General features: G+C 32.1%; 21 protein-coding genes. 13 read left to right on the top strand and 8 right to left on the bottom strand.

What is annotated here, in order from left to right; all coding sequences use genetic code 11:
* Nucleotides 1-30: 30 nt before the first annotated feature.
* Nucleotides 31-654 (bottom strand): TetR/AcrR family transcriptional regulator, encoded by a 624-nt coding sequence (locus K5S59_RS12350; RefSeq protein WP_120450142.1) that lies wholly within the window; start codon nt 652-654, stop codon nt 31-33.
* 122 nt (nt 655-776) lie between these two features.
* Here K5S59_RS12350 and K5S59_RS12345 point away from each other — a divergent pair, with 122 nt between their 5' ends.
* Complete coding sequence (locus K5S59_RS12345) at nt 777-3,008, top strand: MMPL family transporter (protein ID WP_000716537.1); 2,232 nt, start codon at nt 777-779, stop codon at nt 3,006-3,008.
* A 47-nt stretch (nt 3,009-3,055) separates the two neighbouring features.
* On the opposite strand, the gene K5S59_RS12340 is transcribed toward K5S59_RS12345, so the two are convergent.
* Nucleotides 3,056-3,238: a DUF4021 domain-containing protein gene (locus K5S59_RS12340; RefSeq protein ID WP_001060705.1), complete on the bottom strand. Its 183-nt coding sequence runs from the start codon at nt 3,236-3,238 to the stop codon at nt 3,056-3,058.
* A gap of 199 nt (nt 3,239-3,437) precedes the next feature.
* Between K5S59_RS12340 and catA the strand changes: the two genes are divergently transcribed.
* The 3 genes from catA (at nt 3,438) to K5S59_RS12325 (ending at nt 5,893) form a co-directional block, all read left to right on the top strand.
* Nucleotides 3,438-4,088 carry a type A chloramphenicol O-acetyltransferase gene (gene catA / locus K5S59_RS12335; protein ID WP_120450144.1) on the top strand — a complete coding sequence of 217 codons (651 nt, stop codon included), beginning with the start codon at nt 3,438-3,440 and terminating at the stop codon, nt 4,086-4,088.
* Nucleotides 4,089-4,308: 220 nt separating this feature from the next.
* The gene (locus K5S59_RS12330) at nt 4,309-5,235 is read left to right on the top strand and encodes a GNAT family N-acetyltransferase (protein WP_120450146.1); all 927 of its coding nucleotides are present in this window, start codon (nt 4,309-4,311) and stop codon (nt 5,233-5,235) included.
* A 145-nt stretch (nt 5,236-5,380) separates the two neighbouring features.
* Nucleotides 5,381-5,893 carry a GNAT family N-acetyltransferase gene (locus tag K5S59_RS12325; RefSeq protein WP_097845102.1) on the top strand — a complete coding sequence of 171 codons (513 nt, stop codon included), beginning with the start codon at nt 5,381-5,383 and terminating at the stop codon, nt 5,891-5,893.
* Nucleotides 5,894-5,931: 38 nt separating this feature from the next.
* Here the strand turns inward: K5S59_RS12325 and K5S59_RS12320 are convergent, their stop codons facing one another.
* On the bottom strand, nt 5,932-6,819 hold the full coding sequence (locus tag K5S59_RS12320; RefSeq protein WP_097845101.1) for a DMT family transporter: 888 nt from the start codon (nt 6,817-6,819) through the stop codon (nt 5,932-5,934).
* A gap of 138 nt (nt 6,820-6,957) precedes the next feature.
* Here K5S59_RS12320 and K5S59_RS12315 point away from each other — a divergent pair, with 138 nt between their 5' ends.
* The 5 genes from K5S59_RS12315 (at nt 6,958) to K5S59_RS12295 (ending at nt 11,147) form a co-directional block, all read left to right on the top strand.
* Nucleotides 6,958-7,551, top strand: a complete 594-nt coding sequence (locus K5S59_RS12315; RefSeq protein WP_308443131.1) for a helix-turn-helix domain-containing protein — start codon at nt 6,958-6,960, stop codon at nt 7,549-7,551.
* Between the two features lie 25 nt (nt 7,552-7,576).
* Nucleotides 7,577-8,524, top strand: coding sequence for a hypothetical protein (locus K5S59_RS12310; protein ID WP_097845099.1), 948 nt, complete (start codon nt 7,577-7,579; stop codon nt 8,522-8,524).
* Nucleotides 8,525-8,692: 168 nt separating this feature from the next.
* Entirely contained in the window at nt 8,693-8,842 is a 150-nt protein-coding gene (locus K5S59_RS12305) for an aspartyl-phosphate phosphatase Spo0E family protein (protein ID WP_000424361.1), read from the top strand.
* A gap of 115 nt (nt 8,843-8,957) precedes the next feature.
* Nucleotides 8,958-9,686, top strand: a complete 729-nt coding sequence (locus K5S59_RS12300; RefSeq protein WP_000600641.1) for an alpha/beta fold hydrolase — start codon at nt 8,958-8,960, stop codon at nt 9,684-9,686.
* A gap of 60 nt (nt 9,687-9,746) precedes the next feature.
* Entirely contained in the window at nt 9,747-11,147 is a 1,401-nt protein-coding gene (locus K5S59_RS12295) for a protoporphyrinogen oxidase (RefSeq protein WP_000860331.1), read from the top strand.
* A gap of 13 nt (nt 11,148-11,160) precedes the next feature.
* On the opposite strand, the gene K5S59_RS12290 is transcribed toward K5S59_RS12295, so the two are convergent.
* Complete coding sequence (locus tag K5S59_RS12290; RefSeq protein WP_000275225.1) at nt 11,161-11,709, bottom strand: hypothetical protein; 549 nt, start codon at nt 11,707-11,709, stop codon at nt 11,161-11,163.
* A 371-nt stretch (nt 11,710-12,080) separates the two neighbouring features.
* On the opposite strand from K5S59_RS12290, the gene K5S59_RS12285 reads away from it, so the two are divergent.
* Nucleotides 12,081-12,632, top strand: a complete 552-nt coding sequence (locus tag K5S59_RS12285) for a GNAT family N-acetyltransferase (RefSeq protein WP_000885373.1) — start codon at nt 12,081-12,083, stop codon at nt 12,630-12,632.
* Between the two features lie 38 nt (nt 12,633-12,670).
* Here K5S59_RS12285 and K5S59_RS12280 read toward each other — a convergent pair whose 3' ends face one another.
* Both K5S59_RS12280 and cspD read right to left on the bottom strand, forming a co-directional pair.
* Complete coding sequence (locus K5S59_RS12280) at nt 12,671-12,856, bottom strand: cold-shock protein (RefSeq protein ID WP_000286198.1); 186 nt, start codon at nt 12,854-12,856, stop codon at nt 12,671-12,673.
* 86 nt (nt 12,857-12,942) lie between these two features.
* A complete protein-coding gene (gene cspD, locus K5S59_RS12275; protein ID WP_000176368.1) occupies nt 12,943-13,146 on the bottom strand; it encodes a cold-shock protein CspD in 204 nt (67 codons plus the stop codon).
* Between the two features lie 382 nt (nt 13,147-13,528).
* On the opposite strand from cspD, the gene K5S59_RS12270 reads away from it, so the two are divergent.
* The gene (locus K5S59_RS12270; RefSeq protein ID WP_120450148.1) at nt 13,529-14,416 is read left to right on the top strand and encodes a CPBP family intramembrane glutamic endopeptidase; all 888 of its coding nucleotides are present in this window, start codon (nt 13,529-13,531) and stop codon (nt 14,414-14,416) included.
* Between the two features lie 17 nt (nt 14,417-14,433).
* Nucleotides 14,434-15,075 carry a nucleoside/nucleotide kinase family protein gene (locus tag K5S59_RS12265; protein WP_098872674.1) on the top strand — a complete coding sequence of 214 codons (642 nt, stop codon included), beginning with the start codon at nt 14,434-14,436 and terminating at the stop codon, nt 15,073-15,075.
* A gap of 35 nt (nt 15,076-15,110) precedes the next feature.
* Here K5S59_RS12265 and K5S59_RS12260 read toward each other — a convergent pair whose 3' ends face one another.
* The gene (locus tag K5S59_RS12260; protein ID WP_000055493.1) at nt 15,111-15,872 is read right to left on the bottom strand and encodes an arginase family protein; all 762 of its coding nucleotides are present in this window, start codon (nt 15,870-15,872) and stop codon (nt 15,111-15,113) included.
* A 190-nt stretch (nt 15,873-16,062) separates the two neighbouring features.
* Here K5S59_RS12260 and K5S59_RS12255 point away from each other — a divergent pair, with 190 nt between their 5' ends.
* Nucleotides 16,063-16,689: a PRK06770 family protein gene (locus tag K5S59_RS12255; RefSeq protein WP_120451096.1), complete on the top strand. Its 627-nt coding sequence runs from the start codon at nt 16,063-16,065 to the stop codon at nt 16,687-16,689.
* A 58-nt stretch (nt 16,690-16,747) separates the two neighbouring features.
* Here the strand turns inward: K5S59_RS12255 and K5S59_RS12250 are convergent, their stop codons facing one another.
* The gene (locus tag K5S59_RS12250; RefSeq protein WP_002071708.1) at nt 16,748-17,638 is read right to left on the bottom strand and encodes a LysR family transcriptional regulator; all 891 of its coding nucleotides are present in this window, start codon (nt 17,636-17,638) and stop codon (nt 16,748-16,750) included.
* Between the last annotated feature and the right edge of the window lie 7 nt (nt 17,639-17,645).

Below are 17,645 nucleotides of genomic sequence, written 5' to 3'. Positions count from 1 at the left end.
AAACATGCTCTTTTATTAAAGTACATCAGTTTAATTTGAATGACCTAATCCGTTCCAATAAAAAGAAACGATTTCTTGGGCTAATTCATCTATATTTGTAAGAATAGGATTGTGATTTTCATCTTTAAAATTCCCAATTGATAATAAAGATACGAATGCATGAGCCGCAAAAGTAGCGTTTCCTCTTGGGATTTCTCCAATTTGCATTGCATCATCAAGTGCTTTTTCTAATACTTCATACATGTTGTCTTCAGCATTTTTTAATTGTTTCAATTGTTCTTCAGATAATGATAGTTTTGCATCTTTCATAAAATTCTTCATATCAATATCCATCGTTGCGTGTAAGTAGACTTTAGCGAAGTCCAATAATCTTTCTTTTAAAGTCTTATTTGTAGAAAGGATTTGAGACATATTTTCGCGTATACGTACCATCATTTGAATCATAGTAGCGGTAAATAAATCTGCTTTTGTTGAATAGTAATAGTAGACGGTTGCTTTCGTAACACCACAAACTTTTGCAACTTCATCCATGGAAACGACTTGATAATTTTGAGTAAGAAATAGCCGAGTTGCAACTTCTAAAATCATTTCTTTTTTAGATTTTGTATTTTTATTTTGACGAGGCCTTCCGAGAGGACGTTGTTTTTGTTCCAAATCCATTCGCTCCTGACATGTATTGTTGAGATAATTATAACACAAATTTTTATTCAATCTTGATTAATTAACCGACCAGTATATATAATTAATGGTAGAGGAAAAAAGGAAGGTGGGTTTTTATGAAAAAGCACCCGTTACATATGTTAGGGAGGCTTGTAGCAGGGAAGCATACGCAGTGGATAACTTTATCGATTTGGATTCTTATTACATTAGTACTTTCATTTACATTGCCACAAGTAAACAGTACGAAAGAACCGAATCCGAAAAATTTACCTGAAACAGCTATGTCGCAGCAAGCGGAAGCACTTATGAAAAAAGAGTTTCCGAATAATGCAGGGAATCCTTTATTAGTAGTATGGTATAAGGATGGTGGATTACAGTCACAGGATTATAAACTCATACAAGACGTTTATAAAGAGTTAAAAGCTAGTCCTTTAAAGGAGCAATCAACGTTACCGCCATTTGATACATTACCAGAACAAGTATTATCAAAAAGTGCATCAAAAGATGGTACATCATTTGTTACACCGGTATTCTTTAACAAGGAAGCTGGAACAGATATATTAAAAGGAAATCTTGATGATTTAAAAAACATAGTGAATAGTAAGATCGATGAAGATCCATTCAAACGAAAACTAAGTGACGCTGGCTTACACGTACGATTATCTGGACCTGTAGGTATTCAAACGGATGCAGTTAGCTTATTTAGTCAAGCAGATGTGAAATTATTAATTGCTACTGTATTACTCGTATTAGTTTTATTAATTTTACTGTACCGTTCACCGATTTTAGCAATTTTACCTTTACTTGTTGTTGGCTTTGCATACGGTATTATTAGTCCTACGCTTGGTTTTTTAGCTGATCACGGATGGATTAAAGTAGATGCTCAGGCGATATCAATCATGACAGTATTATTGTTTGGTGCTGGAACGGACTATTGTTTATTTTTAATTTCAAGATATCGAGAGTACTTGCTAGAAGAAGAAAGTAAATATAAGGCGCTGCAACTTGCAATGAAAGCTTCTGGTGGAGCAATTATAATGAGTGCGTTAACTGTTGTACTTGGATTAGGAACATTATTACTTGCTCATTATGGTGCCTTTCATCGATTTGCAGTACCATTTAGTGTTGCTGTATTCATAATGGGCATTGCTGCTTTAACAATTTTACCAGCGTTATTATTAATTTTTGGTAGAGCTGCATTCTTCCCATTTATACCGAGAACAGCTTCAATGAATGAAGAATTTGCAAGAAAGAAAAAGAAAGTCGTAAAAGTTAAAAAATCAAAAGGTGCCTTTAGTAAAAAACTTGGAGATGTTGTAGTACGAAGACCGTGGACAATAATTATGCTTACTGTATTTGTATTAGGTGGATTGGCATCATTTGTACCACGTATTCAATACACATATGACTTATTAGAATCGTTTCCAAAAGATATGCCTTCACGCGAAGGGTTTACGTTAATTAGTGATCATTTCTCAGCTGGTGAACTAGCGCCAGTAAAAGTTGCTGTTGATTCGAAGGGGAAAGAGCTTCCTATTAAAGAAGAACTAGAGAAGTTTTCTTTCGTAAAAACTGTGAAAGATCCAAAAGAGGGCAAAGAAAATAAGCAAATACAAATGTATGAGGTTTCTTTAGTTGAAAATCCATACTCAATTGAAGCGTTAGATCAAGTCCCTAAATTGAAAAACAGTGTAGAAAAAGTATTAAAAGATGCTGGGGTTAGTAATGCAGAAGATCAACTATGGATTGGCGGAGAAACGGCGTCATTATATGATACAAAGCAAATTACGGAACGTGATGAATCAGTTATCATTCCAGTAATGATTAGTATTATAGCTTTATTATTACTTGTTTACTTGCGATCAATTGTTGCGATGATTTATTTAATTGTAACTGTTGTATTATCGTTCTTCTCGGCATTAGGAGCAGGGTGGTTATTACTTCATTATGGTATGGGAGCGCCAGCCATTCAAGGTGCAATACCGTTATACGCATTTGTATTTTTAGTTGCTTTAGGTGAAGATTATAATATTTTTATGGTTTCAGAAATATGGAAAAACAGAAAGACACAAAATCATTTGGATGCAGTAAAAAATGGGGTTATACAAACAGGTAGTGTCATTACATCAGCAGGTTTAATTTTAGCAGGAACTTTTGCGGTATTAGGTACACTTCCAATTCAAGTTCTTGTTCAATTTGGTATTGTAACTGCAATTGGTGTACTACTAGATACGTTTATTGTTAGACCGTTACTTGTACCAGCAATTACAGTTGTTCTAGGACGCTTTGCTTTTTGGCCAGGAAAGCTTTCGAGAAAGAGTGAAGAAGTACAAAAGGTGGATGCATAGTTAAGAAAGCCAAGGATATTTTCCTTGGCTTTTTTCTATGTAGTCCATTAATTTTTTGAATTTAAATCTTCAGTTTCAGTGTGATCAGCATCTTCAATAATAGTTTCTGGCATTCCATATAAGCCGTTCATTGCTTGTTCTTCGATATTAAGATTTGCAGTATTATCATTTTGAATAGGTGTAGCGTTTTCGGTAACAGTTTCTTTTTTATTTACATTTTTGTTATTCATGTAGGCATCCTCCGAATTTCATTTGATTTATTTATAGTATGTGGATGTATTTCTAGAAATATGTGAACGGATTTTTGCAGATGTTATATAATTTAATAAAAACTTGAGGATAAATTTAAATTGTAAGGAGTGAAAAATTGTGGTGAGAACAAGAAAGTTAGCCTTCTAAAATAAAATGAAATTTTAGGAGGCTATTAAAATGAGGTTTCATATAATTGACAGAGAAAATTGGAATAGAGAGCAGTATTTTAAACATTATTTAAAGTTGAAATGTACGTTTAGTGTGACTGTGAATGTTGATATTACGAGGTTATTAAAGGAATTACATCAAAAGGGAATAAAATTTTATCCCGTTTTTATTTATTTAATTTCTAGAGTAATAAATAATCATAAAGAATTTCGAACATGTTTGAACGATGAAGGAGTTTTAGGCTATTGGGAGGAAATGATACCAAGTTATACAATCTTCCATAAAGATGATAAGTCTTTTTCAAGTATATGGACGGATTATTCTAGTGATTTCCACATATTCTATAAAAATTACGAAGAAGATATGAGATGCTATACTAATGTGCATGGTCTCTTCACGAAAGAGAATATGCCGCCAAATGTTTTTCCGATTTCTAGCATACCTTGGGCTAGTTTTACTGGATTTAATCTAAATATTAATAATGATGGTGATTTTCTATTACCGATTATAACTTGTGGGAAATATTTTAATGAAGAGAATAAGGTTATACTACCAGTTTCATTGCAAGTACATCATTCGGTTTGTGATGGATATCATGCGAGTCGATTTATAGAGGATTTACAGAAGTTAAGTAATAGTTGTAACGAGTGGCTTAATTAATATCTAATCTTTAATTATACACAATTGAAAATGAAAAAAAGAAGAGAACATGTTTATATAGCATGGTCTCTTTTTATTCATTAATACTAATAAATAGTGGAAGATATAGGTTGATTTGTAGTTTAATAGTAAATAGAATGATTGATTTTAATTTTCTGTATTTTATATCTATATCGTTCACAAAACTTATTATTTTGTAACAATGAAGGGGAAAACAAAAATGACAATAATATCTATAGAAAAAGCTTCAATTCTAGATGCAGAAAAATTAACAGAAATAATGACAAAAACATTTGATGAAGAAGCAAAACGATGGCTATGCGGTCAAGGTGATGTTATTGACTACAACATCCAACCACCGGGGTATTCTTCAGTTGAAATGATGAAATATTCGATTGAAGAATTGGATTGTTACAAAGTGATAATGGGTGGAAAAATAATCGGGGGAATTATAGTTACGATCTCAAGTAAGTCATATGGCCGAATTGATCGTATTTTTGTAGATCCTGTTTATCAAGGAAAAGGAATTGGTTCACATGTTATTAAATTAATAGAAGCGGAATATCCGAACATAAGAATTTGGGATCTCGAAACATCCAGTAGACAACGTAATAATCATCATTTTTATAAGAAAATGGGCTATGAAATAATTTTTAAATCGGAAGATGAGTATTGTTATATAAAAAGAATAACTGTAGAGTCGGTTGAAGAGAGCCTAATAAAGAATAAAGATATGGAAAATAGCCAATACGAAAACTGTAATCTAGCAAATACAGAGTATTATCAAGTGAATGTAAAAAACAGTTCCTTTGTTAGTAGCAATATGATGAGTATGAAGATGAGTAATTGTAATGTAAGTCAATCAAATTTTAGAAATATAAATTTCAGAAATTCTTCATATGCAGATTTAAATCTTTCTGGCAGTAAATTTAATTTTGTGACTTTAGGTGGAGTTCAATTTACAGATACAAGTCTTGGAGAAGATAAACATCCTATTTCATTTGATAGATGTGATTTAGAAGGTAGTACGATTAGTAATAGTAATCTGAAAAATATTGAAATAGAAAATTGTGATATATCCGGTATGAAAATAAATGGTATTTCAATTGAAAATCTACTTGAGTTATATAATAAAGTAAAAAGTTAACCTGTAATTTGTGTAGATAAGGTGTTCTTAAAACGGATGTTATACTGAAATAATTATGTAAAAATAACATAAAGAAATACAGAGGAGAAGGGCTTTCAACCAGGGTCCTAGAATAAATTTGTTATGGATATGGAGGAGAGAAGATATGGGGATCAAAGTAAGAGCGGTAGAACTTCAAGATGCTAGAGCCATTTATCGTATATGCATACAAGATGATGTTTTACCTTATATGGTTTTCTTACCAAGTATGCGTGTAGATGCAATGGAAAATAGAATTCGTAATTTAGCACCAAATCAATTTGAATTTGTTGCAGAGTATGATGGAGAAGTTGTTGGGTTTATTGGATTAACCCAAAGCCCAGGACGTAGATCTCATTCGGGGGATTTGTTTATGGGGGTAGATAGTGAATATCATAATAAAGGCATTGGGAAAGCTCTTCTTACAAAAATGCTTGATTTGGCTGATAATTGGTTAATGTTAGAGAGAGTAGAACTAGGCGTTTTAGAAACGAATCCTAAAGCGAAGTCACTATATGAAAAATTCGGATTTGTAGAAGAGGGAGTAAAGATAGGAAATTTGAAGGCTCACGGAAAGTTTATTAATGAAGTAATGATGAGTCGTTTTAGACCTGATGGTTTAATCGTACATAATGAATAGTGAAAAGCATGACAGTATACTGTCATGCTTTTTATTTGTTAGTTGTTGTTAGGCAGTTTTGGTTGCACTAAAAATAATGCTAAGCCAATAAAAATAACTGCAATGCCTAGTCCTTGTTGTATAGAAATGGTCTCATTTAATATAAAGTACGCTAGTATACAAGTTCCAATCGTTTCTCCTAAAATACTCATAGATATTACAGTAGCACTCATCCATTTTAATAGCCAATTAAAAATTGTTTGCCCTAAAATCGTTGCAATGAAAGCTAAGCCAATAAAGCATACCCAAGTTTGTGTAGAATAATGGATGAAAGCTTCGTTTTGCATGTAAGCAAATATACCAAGAAAACAGGCGCTACTTCCATAACTAATTACCGAATATGGTATAAGTGATAAATCTTTACGAACATGTTGGCTAATGAAAAAGTATGCGGTAATAATTCCAGCTGCAATAAACGCTAAAATGTCCCCGTATAAAGCTTCTCCGCTAATTTGGAAATCTTGCCATCCAATGACGATACTTCCTGAAATGGCGATGAGGCAACCAATAACTGCGCCTTTCGTAAATCTCTCTTTGAATAGAAAGTAACCACCAATCATTGAAAATAAAGGTTGTAACGTTACGATAACTGTAGAACTTGCTACAGAAGTATATTGTAAGGATTCAAACCAAAGTACATAATGTGCGGCCAAAAATAACCCAGATATGAATCCGAATCCCCATTGTCTTCTTGTTACGTTTTTTAACTCGTTTCGATTATTTTTATTAAATAGTAATAACGGTAACAGAATCAGTGCAGCAAAGAATAATCGATAAAAAGCAACGATAGCCGCAGGAGCATCTGCTAATTTTACAAAAATCGCTGAAGTTGATAGGGCGAATACGCCGAAAAATAAGATGCAATATGAAAGAATAGGTGATTTCACAGTTTGTCCCTCCGATAAAATGTTTATTATAATAAACTTAGTACGATATAATGTACAAAAGTAAGTATATAAGTCCCTAAGACGATAGGAAAGGATTATTTGCCTTTGTTTACTATGTCAGCACAAAGACAATGAAACATGCAATATGATGGACGAAAGGAAGTTTTTACTATGATACATGATAGACTCGGACAAACTGTATTAAGTTATCGTAAGAAAAATAATATGACAATTCGTGAATTTGCTGATTATGCCGGGATTAGTACTTCATTAATTAGTCAAATTGAACGAGGATATGCGAATCCTTCTTTAAGTGTATTGGAATTAATTGCGAAAGCATTAAATGTACCACTATTTACACTATTTATTAATGAAATCGATACAGATTCACTCATTTCTAAGAAAAAAGATCGAAAGAAAGTATATCGGGAAAACAATGATCACATTGTATATGATGTATTAACACCAGATTTTATGAAAGCTCGTATTGAAATGTTAATGATGGATTTAAATAAACAAGCAAAAACAACGGAAAGTCACTATTCACATGAAGATAAGGAGGAGATTGCTGTTGTTATGAAAGGGGAAGTGTATGTGGAATTAGAAGGGAAAGAGTATTTCTTAGAAGAAGGTGATGTTGTACGTATTCCGCCAAATATGAAACATCGTTTTTTAAATAAAAGTGATGAATCTAATCATATTTTATTTGTATTGACGCCATCTTTAGGATGAGTATAAAGTGATGGAGGATAAAAAGATGGAAAATAAAACTGTCTTAAGAGATGGCCTTTCAATTATTTCTCAATGCAAAAGACAAACAAATGATATTTGGCATGCACATTTCGGAGCAGCTGCAATTGCTAGTTATTTTTTTATAAAAGATAACAATATGGAAGAAGAAATAACTCGTAATATGTATTCCCAAACAAAAAGGATGCTGAACAAGCAAAACTTAGGTGAAGTCATTGATAATAAAGAAGAAATTAATTTTCAAATTGCTGAAAAAATGATTATAGAATCATTAGAACATACAATTGATGAACTTCATTGGGTGGGGCATAATGTCATTTATGCTGCATTAAGTTTATTAGCTATGAAAGAGTTACAAAAATGGGGCGATAATCAAGAGATTGAAGGGATTAGTAACCTTATATTTTCGTTTCGTAAAACAATTCCTGGTAGATCGTGGATTGGATTTACAACAAAGGAAGTAAAACAATTAAGTATAAAAGAAGAGATAGAAAGTGAATTAAGAAATCCAGAACAATTATCTACGTTTATTTTAAAAGAGCTTTCGCAATTTAATATTATTTATAGAGCGGAAGCACACCATGACTTAATTGGTCATTTACTTACTTTTTCTCATGCAATTAATATTATGTACGACTTAGGTCATAGAGATATATTCCGACGAGGGGTACGTCCGCTGTTAAAACTAGTATACGTGTTACGTGCTAGTCAAAATTTAACGTCAAATAGTGAAATAACTTTACACTCACCAATAGATTGTTTACCTTTAGTCGAATCTAAACGTGCTCATATATTACCAACAGAAAATCAATTTTGGCTAAAAGACTATGGTGCATTTGATTGGGATTTCGGGCATGTTTTTAAATTTTCATATAGTTATTTTGATCATATAAACAGGGCTCCAGAATATAAAAATATAACATTAGAGAAATTTCGATTTATTATTCATACGTAATGGAGTCTAATGATCTATATAAAGGGGCTAAATTTAAAATTTCTTTGTTGATAGTATATTATTTTTATATTTGTAAGATTTTACATGCGCATTTTACTTTTACTAATTATGTAAATAGGCTATACTAAAATACATACATTTTAGTATTGGAGAGAGAAGTAAAACGACATGGAATTAGTGAAATTGGAAAAAGTCATTGAAATAAAGAAAGAAGAACTTTTATATTTAGTATCGGATTACGGAATTCAACATGAAAAAGTATTAGCATTAAGCCAAGAAATAGACAAATTAATTAATTACTTTATGTTTTTAAAATAAAAAGAACTATGACATGATTTGAAAATGTTATAGTTCTTTTTTATTTGGAAATTCAGATGTATATTTTATATACTGTTAATTAATAGAATATTCAATTTGAAAAGGAGGGGAATAAATGATATTACATACGAACATTTCAGGTGAAGGAGAACCAATTGTGCTTTTACATTCTGGAGGTATGACAGGTTTAGTAGAATTCGAAGAGCAGGTAGCATTTTTTCGAGAAAAAAACTATCAAGTCATTCGTCCAGATTTAAGAGGACATGGAAAATCAGGGGGGACATTGGAGAATTATTTCTTACGCTCTGTACAGGATTTACATGATACGTTAGTGCATTTGCAAATTGATAGATGTCATATAGCTGGTGTTTCTCTAGGAGGATTAATCGCTTTATTATTTGCAAAAAAATATCCAGATAGAGTGAGAACATTAACTTTTTCAGGTATCTTTCCGATTAAGAGAGAAAATTGGGAGGAGTCTCAGGAGTATGAAGCGAAGTGTCATCAGCAATTGATGGAAAATGAAGAAGTTGTAACTTATATGAATCAAATTCATGAAAAAAGTGATTGGAAAGCATTACTTGAGTCGTGGCAAGTTAAAGATTGGTATCCATTTGGTGAAACTGGTGAAGTAGCTAATCTTCAAGTACCTACACTTTGTATAGCTGGGGGAGATTCAGAAGATGAAGTTACAGCTGCTACAACGTTCAAACAATTAAACGACAATATACATATTGCTGTAATTCCGTTTGCTGGTCATTTAGTGCACAATGATCAACCGGAAATCTATTCGAATATATTGTCTAATTTCTTACAGAATGCGCAAGCTGCTAGTCGAATATAAGGACTTTTGGGTATAATAAGAAAGGAATTATTAATTGTATCGGTTAGGAGCGCAGCACATATGAAAACAGTTGTTGTTATCGGTGGAGGTATAACGGGACTTTCTACTATGTTTTATTTAGAAAAATTAATAAAGGATTATAATGTTGGTTTAAATTTAATCCTTGTAGAAAAAGAAGAGTATTTAGGCGGTAAAATCCATAGTGTAGAAGAAAAAGATTTTATCATGGAATCAGGAGCAGATTCTATCGTTGCTCGTAATGAACATGTTTTACCGCTTATAAAAGATTTAAATTTAGAAGAAGAAATGGTATATAACGAAACGGGTATTTCTTACATATATTCTGATAATACTTTACATCCAATTCCTTCTGACACTATTTTTGGCATACCGATGAGTGTCGAATCGTTGTTTAGCAGTACGCTAGTATCAACGAAAGGGAAAATTGTTGCTTTAAAAGATTTCATAACGAAAAATAAAGAGTTTACAAAAGATACTTCACTTGCTGTATTTTTAGAAAGCTTTTTAGGGAAAGAATTAGTGGAAAGACAAATTGCCCCAGTGCTTTCAGGTGTATATTCTGGTAAATTGAATGAACTTACTATGGCATCGACATTACCGTATTTACTGGATTATAAAAATAAATATGGAAGTATTATTAAAGGTTTTGAAGAGAATAAAAAACAGTTTCAATCAGCAGGAAACAAAAAGTTCGTATCATTTAAAGGTGGGCTATCTACGATTATCGATCGTTTAGAAGAGGTGCTGACTGAGACAGTAGTTAAGAAAGGCGCTATAACGACAGCTGTAAGGAAACAAGGTGATCGCTATGAAATTTCCTTTGCAAATCATGAATCAATTCAAGCAGATTATGTTGTTTTAGCAACTCCGCATGATATTGCACAAACTTTATTACAGTCTAATGAGTTAAACGAGCAGTTCCATACATTTAAAAACTCATCTCTTATAAGTATTTACTTAGGATTTGACATATTAGATGAACAATTACCAGCGGATGGCACAGGATTTATCGTAACGGAGAATAGTGATTTACATTGTGATGCTTGTACATGGACAAGCCGAAAGTGGAAACATACATCTGGAAACCAAAAGCTATTAGTAAGAATGTTTTATAAGAGTACCAATCCAGTATATGAAACGATTAAAAATTATAGTGAAGAAGAATTAGTACGAGTCGCTTTATATGATATTGAAAAGAGTCTCGGAATTAAAGGTGAACTAGAAGTAGTTGAAGTTACAAATTGGAAAGACTTAATGCCAAAATATCATTTAAAACATAATCAAGCAGTTCAAACATTACAAGAAAAAATGACGGATCTTTATCCTAATGTATACTTAGCTGGTGCTTCATATTATGGTGTCGGAATTGGTGCGTGTATTGGAAATGGAAAGAACACTGCAAATGAAATAATGGCAACATTACATAAACCGTCCAATTAATAATACATTTTATTTATTTAACTTGAATTGAGACCTTTTTATTTGTTGTATTATTCTCGGTAATTGTTAAGGTTATGTTCCCAGATTCTTTAAATGAATATGATGAGAGTTGATAGAGTTCTTTTATATTATGTTGCTCTTTTAATTTATTGGCAGGAATTAATGTAATCTTCGGTTTCCAGGTTTCTTGTTTACCCGAAGGATAGTTTACTATTATTTCTGGACTATTTAATTGCATTGGTTTCCAAGAGGCGAAATATAGTTCAACTTCTGTATCTTTTTTTAGTAATTCTTCTGAGAAATATCCAACCTCTCCAACATTACCGAAAACAGTAAAGTTTTGATTTTGTAGTGTGATATCTAAATGTTTAGGTTGATATGTTGCTGCGTGATAGATTCCATATGAAAGAGAAAGAGTGGCTGCAATTAAAATGCCGATTGAAAAAGTTTTAAAGCTATTGCCTTTAAAACTAGTCATCATAAATGAGTTTGGGGCGAACTTTTTTGCGAATAAAAAAATGAGTAATATGAGTAAGAGGGACAAACCGATGAATATATACATAGAACAGTTACACCTCCACAATAAAATATGATATTAACTATATTTTACCATAAATGTATGGAGAAGGGTGTTATTTTAGAAGGGAAAAGTGAGTGTGTAATCGAAATTATTAGATATTATTATTACGAGCGGAATGATGGAAATGAAAAAAATTCATTTTAAAAATATAGAATAAAGAGATGATCAAAGTACTTTGATTATCTCTTTATTTTTTCTATTCATGCAAAAGTAAGAAGGGTTACTCTTAGTTCATATTGAATTAAGAGGATAAGCTTTTCTAGAAATATTTGATAAATGGGACATTGAGGACTTTCCTAATTATAAATACTTTTTCTGCTATAATGAATAAGTAGAAAGAAAGGAGTGATCCTGTGGCATTTCCTATATTAGAAACAGAACGTTTACGTTTAGTTGAAATAGAACAATCTTATTGTCAAAAAATATATGAAATTTTTTCATTGGATGAAGTGACATGTTATTACGGTATGAATTCTTTTACAGAGTTTGGACAAGCTTCACGTATGATTGAATCTTTTTCAAAAAATTACTTCGAGAAAAAAGCAATACGATGGGGGATTTTATTAAAAGAAACAAATACTTTAGTAGGTACAATAGGATTAAATAATTTACAACTATGGAGTAAACGATCTGAAATTGGATATGACTTACATCCTCGTTATTGGGGGAATGGGTATGCGTCAGAAGCGGCACAAGAAATTATCCATTATGGATTTCAAGATTTAGGTTTATTTAGAATCGGAGCTATTACATACCCTGAAAATGTTACTTCTTGTAAAATGTTATCTAAAATAGGCTTTCATAAGGAAGGGTTATTACGGGGATACATTCATCAAGGAAATAAGCAACATGATGCGCTATTGTATTCTATAGTTCGAACGGATGTAGAGAATATAAATTTATAATAAAAAACCCCTCTTATAAAAGAGGGGTTAAGTAAAAATTAACCTAATTTAGGTAATAAACGTTCTCCGCTTTTCATGCTACTTTTACATAAAGGGCATTTAGGCTCTTCTTCAAATGAAAAGTTCTTTCTCATCCATCCTAAACAATCCTCTGCTTCACATTCCCAAACAGGTGTTTGTTCTGGTGGTACTTCTGCTACATCGTTCTTTCGATTGCGATACATATAACCACTCCTTTTATGTAAAAAATTTTAGTTATATATTAAAAAGGTTGTTAACCGAGCTGGTAACAACCTTTTTATTGTTTGAATTATAGCTTTACAACGTTTTTAGCTTGAGGTCCACGGTTACCGTCTTCAACTTCGAAGCTAACTTCTTGACCTTCGTCAAGAGATTTGAAGCCGTCGCCAGTGATAGCTGAGAAGTGAACGAATACGTCGTTACCGCCTTCAACTTCGATGAAACCGAAACCTTTTTCGCTGTTAAACCATTTTACTTTACCTGTTAATGTCATGGTAATGCCTCCTAAAATTTAAAAAGATTACAATATGATCGGCCTTATTTGAATGAAAAATAAAAGTTCACATATTATCAAAAATCCATAAGGAGTATAAAATGTTCCTGATTGATACTTGATAATATGCAAAGAAAATATAGTGTTAAATTGACCTTAATTACTATCTTACAACAAATGGTGGGAAATAGCAAGTGCTGGTAATACCAGTGAATAATCTTGGTGATAATAGTAAAACGCACAAAGTCATCTCTTTTATTTATATATTATTCCAAATGTGGGTTTATGCTAAACATTGAATGTTTTTATTGGAAATTTGTGTTAGGAAAACGATATATAGTATAAGAATAGTGCTGATGTATTTGTTAAGGAGGCGAGAATATTGCAATTTAAAATAATTGAATCAGCCAAAGAAGGAAGAAAAAAAGTTCATCCAATATTTGCTGTTATACTTGCAATTGTATTTTTAACTTTAGGTGAATTGTTCATGTTATTTATGTTGTTTTTACCGAAAGCAGAAACACTTTTAATGAAGGCGATTTATAGCAATATTGAGATGATATTGTCATTTGGCGGTGCTATATTTTTTGTTTTTTTATGGATTAGATTCGCAGAAAAAAGATCAATTGCATCTATTGGCTTTTGGAGAAATCAATGGATAAGAAAATATTTGAGAGGTGCATTAATAGGTTTTGTTTTCATTTCAATACCAGTCATGCTACTTTTATTAACAGGAAATGTACAACTACAAATGCAACAAATCACGCCAACCGCTATACTTGGGATTGTGGGATCTTTAGTTGCTTTTTTAATACAAGGTGCAACAGAAGAAATCGTTGTTCGAGGTTGGTTATTTCCAGTGCTTTCTATTAGAAGCCGTATATGGATCGGAATTGTTGTAACTTCTTTTTTATTTGGTTTTCTTCATTTACTAAATCCAAGTATTACAATTCTTTCAATTTCGAATATAATATTAGTTGGTGTATTTGCAGCTTTTTATGTTTTGAAGGACAGTAGTCTTTGGGGGATATGCGCGTGGCATTCGTTGTGGAATTGGGCACAGTTTAATATTTATGGCTTTGCAGTAAGTGGAATGACGATGTATTCTACGCCACTCTTTAAACCTGTAACAAACGGATCGGAATTCCTCCATGGAGGCTCGTTCGGAATTGAGGGGAGTATCATAACAACAATCATGCTGTCTATCGCTTCAATTGTTTTATGGAGACAGTTATGGGAGGGAAAAGTAAAACAAAGAGATCTAAGTTAATGAAAGTGGGAGAAACAATGGGGATTATAGCATTTGAGGGAGCGAGTGCTGTTGGTAAGAGCAGCACTTGTCGTGAGTTAGAAAAAAATTATGGTGCATACATTATACCTGAAGTGAATGTATTATTTGAAAGACCAAAAAACGAACATAGAACATGGTATCTTGAAAAGCAAGTAGAACGCTGGAAAATAGCAGTGCAGATGTCAGAGCAATATGAATTAGTAATACTTGATGGTGGTATTTATCAGCCACTTAGTTATAATTGGTGTTTCCATTTTGATGTATTTAATCAGCCGTTATCTTTAATAGAAAACTTTTATAAAGAAAAGCTGATACATAGGGAAATTGGTTTTCCTGATCAATATTTTTATTTATATACGAATGATGAAGAACTTAGAAAACGGAAAGAATCTGACGAGACAAAAAGAAGAAGAAACTTTGAAAAACATTTACAAATATCAAAATCGTTTCAACGTTATTATGAAAATTTAAATGCTGTTACAGACGGGTATTGCAAAATGATTGATGCGAAAAGTGTAAAATCGAATGAATTAGCAATTGTGAAAAGTTTAAACGATTTAAATGTGTCTGAAGAGAGCCGTTTTGATATTTCGAGGTTAGATGCGATTACGAAGTGGTTAAAAGAACAACGTGCATAAAAACAACGAGTGCTTTATAAGGTGCTCGTTATTTTTTATGTATTATAAATTGATTTTAAAATTTGTAAGTTTGCTTCTTCATTTTTCTTAATGGCATTTGTATATTTAACTAGAAAGAGCTGAGAAGGATAAACCGGTAGTTCACCACAAATATCAATACCATAGACATTTTTATCTCTAATAATAACATGAATATATTTTAAAAGTGTAGAGAGTTTCATATGTCCTTGATCCCAATTTGTAATAGCTATTTTTGAATCTAAAACATCTTTATCAATGCTTACATATATAGTGTTTGTATGAATATGCGAAAGTATTGTATGAGTAGATACTTCATTTGACGTATCTATCGGGAACACTTCTACGCATGAATGATCATTAGAATGTATTGTTAAAGAAGAAGGCCCAATCATAATTACTTTCTTTAATTTCGGGTTATTTTCAAGAGCGAATGATACCCATGAGCCGCAAGAAATAAGAGTTTGTTCATTTTCTTCTTTTAAGTTCATGTCAGTGTGATGATCAAATAAAATAAGGCTAAATGGCTCATCTATTTCTTTTAGTAGTAAATAAGATACATAATGATAATTTCCAGAACCGATAAAAGTAATTCCTTTTTGCTTTCTACGATATAACTCCTGTTTTATCCGCATTAAAGAAGAAGTCTCGCAATACAGGTTTGAGTGCTCTATATGACTAAAATCAATATCTTCATGTGAATAAGAACGAAGTTTATTTTGTAATGAATATGTATCGTCAAAGTTCAAAAAAGTTAAACCGCTATACAATAAACTCATATTTATTCATCTCCTTTATATGTAGGCTAGCATATATTTTTATAAAGTTAAAACGAAATGCTTAGAGGTGGATTTGTATTTGAAATAGATGGGTTATTTTTACAGAATAATCTTTCAATTTATAAAGGAAAGAAATATAATATAAGGAAATACATATGTGGTTCAGGAAATAGAAAATATGAAATGGGATATGTGGGAGGAAACAAGCAAGATGAAAACATTATTTAAAATAATAAGTATAATAGCTGGTATGGCGGTAATCGGAGTAGGTGTAACATATGGCATGCTGTATTTTTTGAATAATAGTAAACCAGCTGCGAAAAAGGCATCACCAGCCGCTCCAGCAGCAGAGGTACTGGCTGATAGTAATGTAAAAGCTGAAGATGCAAAACTTTTAGAAAATGGAAATCATTCATTGCCAAATAGCGGCTTTAATAAAAACTTCAAGTGGACAGATGAGAACATACAGACAGCATTACATGAAATGGCTCATCAAAAAACGAAAGCTGATCAAAAATGGGGCTATATTTTTATCACACAAGAACGTATTGAAAGTTTACTTGATATTGTAAAGAGTAATGATTTAGTACAAGGAAATACATATGCAGACATTTTAGAGAGATGGAAACAAGGGAGATATGAAAAGATGGATGCGGATCACAATAAGATTTGGAAATTACAAAGCGGGAATTTAGGCGAAGGAAAAGGAGTAATGTCAGAAGCGGAACAAAAAGAATTAATTAATCAAGTGTTTATGCAAAAAGGTACATATTCAGGTAGTAAATTAATTGCAGGCGGGGGACAGGCTACTAAATAAGATAATATTGGAGGAGAGTAATTGCTTTTTAGACAATTACTCTTTTTTTGTGCACTTTTTAGTTTTTCTCTAGTAAGGAAAGAAACGATTGTAAAACGGGTGAAATCCATCTGGATTTATGATAGATTACATGGCTTTGAATAACTGTTGGCGTTTCGATAGGCTGAAAATAGAGTTGCTCTTTTTGACAACTTTCTTGTACAACGATGTAAGGAAGAATTGAAATTCCTAACTCACACATGACAGATTGTTTAATGACTTCAACGTTGGAAGTTTCAAATGTTTTAGCTGGAATATTCCCGCTTTGACATAAAAAACGATCTACCATTGGTCTATAGCCACAGCATTGCTCTGTAAAGATAAACTGGGTATCCTTTAATAAACAAAATGGATTAGAGTGTGTAGAGTATTGGGGAGGTAAAATCCAGCCAAATGATTCATTACAAAAAGTACGCGTAATAAAATCATTATGTTCCATACTTTCTCCAATTATAAAAATTACATCTGATTCTCCTTCACGTAGCTTATTCATTGCTTGTTCGTTTGTAGTTGTTTCCAGTACGATATTTACTTTCGGATTCTCCTGTTTGTACATACGTAATAATTTTGGTAATCGGTACACTGCTAATGATTCGTTAGATGTAATACTTAATGTTCCCTCTAAATCATCACCATTTTGAGGGATTTCTTGCGCTTTTTCATAAATAGCTAGTAATTCTAGAGAATAAGGATGAAATTGATGACCTGCTTTTGTAAGAAGTACTTTTTTCCCTAATCGATCAAAAAGAGGGAGGTGTAAATCGTTTTCTAATGCTTTCATATGCGCTGTTACAGTAGATTGCGCATAACCTAATGCATGAGCAGCTTTAGAAAAACTACCATATTTAACGATGGCACAAAAAGTTTTAACATGTCTCATTTCCATAAGTGATTCCTCTTTTATTATCATGATTTGT

The organism is Bacillus sp. BML-BC051 (assembly GCF_019656175.1).
Lineage (GTDB): Bacteria > Bacillota > Bacilli > Bacillales > Bacillaceae_G > Bacillus_A > Bacillus_A mobilis.
The sequence above is the reverse complement of the archived record's forward strand: the minus strand, read 5'-3'. Positions and strand labels throughout refer to the sequence as shown.

What these genes read in the sequence shown, in the direction of transcription:
- K5S59_RS12345 (WP_000716537.1), top strand. Translation starts at nt 777, where the DNA reads ATGAAAAAGCACCCGTTACATATGTTAGGGAGGCTTGTAGCAGGGAAG.
- K5S59_RS12340 (WP_001060705.1), bottom strand. Translation starts at nt 3,238, where the DNA reads ATGAATAACAAAAATGTAAATAAAAAAGAAACTGTTACCGAAAACGCT.
- catA (WP_120450144.1), top strand. Translation starts at nt 3,438, where the DNA reads ATGAGGTTTCATATAATTGACAGAGAAAATTGGAATAGAGAGCAGTAT.
- K5S59_RS12330 (WP_120450146.1), top strand. Translation starts at nt 4,309, where the DNA reads ATGACAATAATATCTATAGAAAAAGCTTCAATTCTAGATGCAGAAAAA.
- K5S59_RS12325 (WP_097845102.1), top strand. Translation starts at nt 5,381, where the DNA reads ATGGGGATCAAAGTAAGAGCGGTAGAACTTCAAGATGCTAGAGCCATT.
- K5S59_RS12315 (WP_308443131.1), top strand. Translation starts at nt 6,958, where the DNA reads ATGCAATATGATGGACGAAAGGAAGTTTTTACTATGATACATGATAGA.
- K5S59_RS12310 (WP_097845099.1), top strand. Translation starts at nt 7,577, where the DNA reads ATGGAAAATAAAACTGTCTTAAGAGATGGCCTTTCAATTATTTCTCAA.
- K5S59_RS12305 (WP_000424361.1), top strand. Translation starts at nt 8,693, where the DNA reads ATGGAATTAGTGAAATTGGAAAAAGTCATTGAAATAAAGAAAGAAGAA.
- K5S59_RS12300 (WP_000600641.1), top strand. Translation starts at nt 8,958, where the DNA reads ATGATATTACATACGAACATTTCAGGTGAAGGAGAACCAATTGTGCTT.
- K5S59_RS12295 (WP_000860331.1), top strand. Translation starts at nt 9,747, where the DNA reads ATGAAAACAGTTGTTGTTATCGGTGGAGGTATAACGGGACTTTCTACT.
- K5S59_RS12290 (WP_000275225.1), bottom strand. Translation starts at nt 11,709, where the DNA reads ATGTATATATTCATCGGTTTGTCCCTCTTACTCATATTACTCATTTTT.
- K5S59_RS12280 (WP_000286198.1), bottom strand. Translation starts at nt 12,856, where the DNA reads ATGTATCGCAATCGAAAGAACGATGTAGCAGAAGTACCACCAGAACAA.
- cspD (WP_000176368.1), bottom strand. Translation starts at nt 13,146, where the DNA reads ATGACATTAACAGGTAAAGTAAAATGGTTTAACAGCGAAAAAGGTTTC.
- K5S59_RS12265 (WP_098872674.1), top strand. Translation starts at nt 14,434, where the DNA reads ATGGGGATTATAGCATTTGAGGGAGCGAGTGCTGTTGGTAAGAGCAGC.
- K5S59_RS12260 (WP_000055493.1), bottom strand. Translation starts at nt 15,872, where the DNA reads ATGAGTTTATTGTATAGCGGTTTAACTTTTTTGAACTTTGACGATACA.
- K5S59_RS12255 (WP_120451096.1), top strand. Translation starts at nt 16,063, where the DNA reads ATGTGGGAGGAAACAAGCAAGATGAAAACATTATTTAAAATAATAAGT.
- K5S59_RS12250 (WP_002071708.1), bottom strand. Translation starts at nt 17,638, where the DNA reads ATGATAATAAAAGAGGAATCACTTATGGAAATGAGACATGTTAAAACT.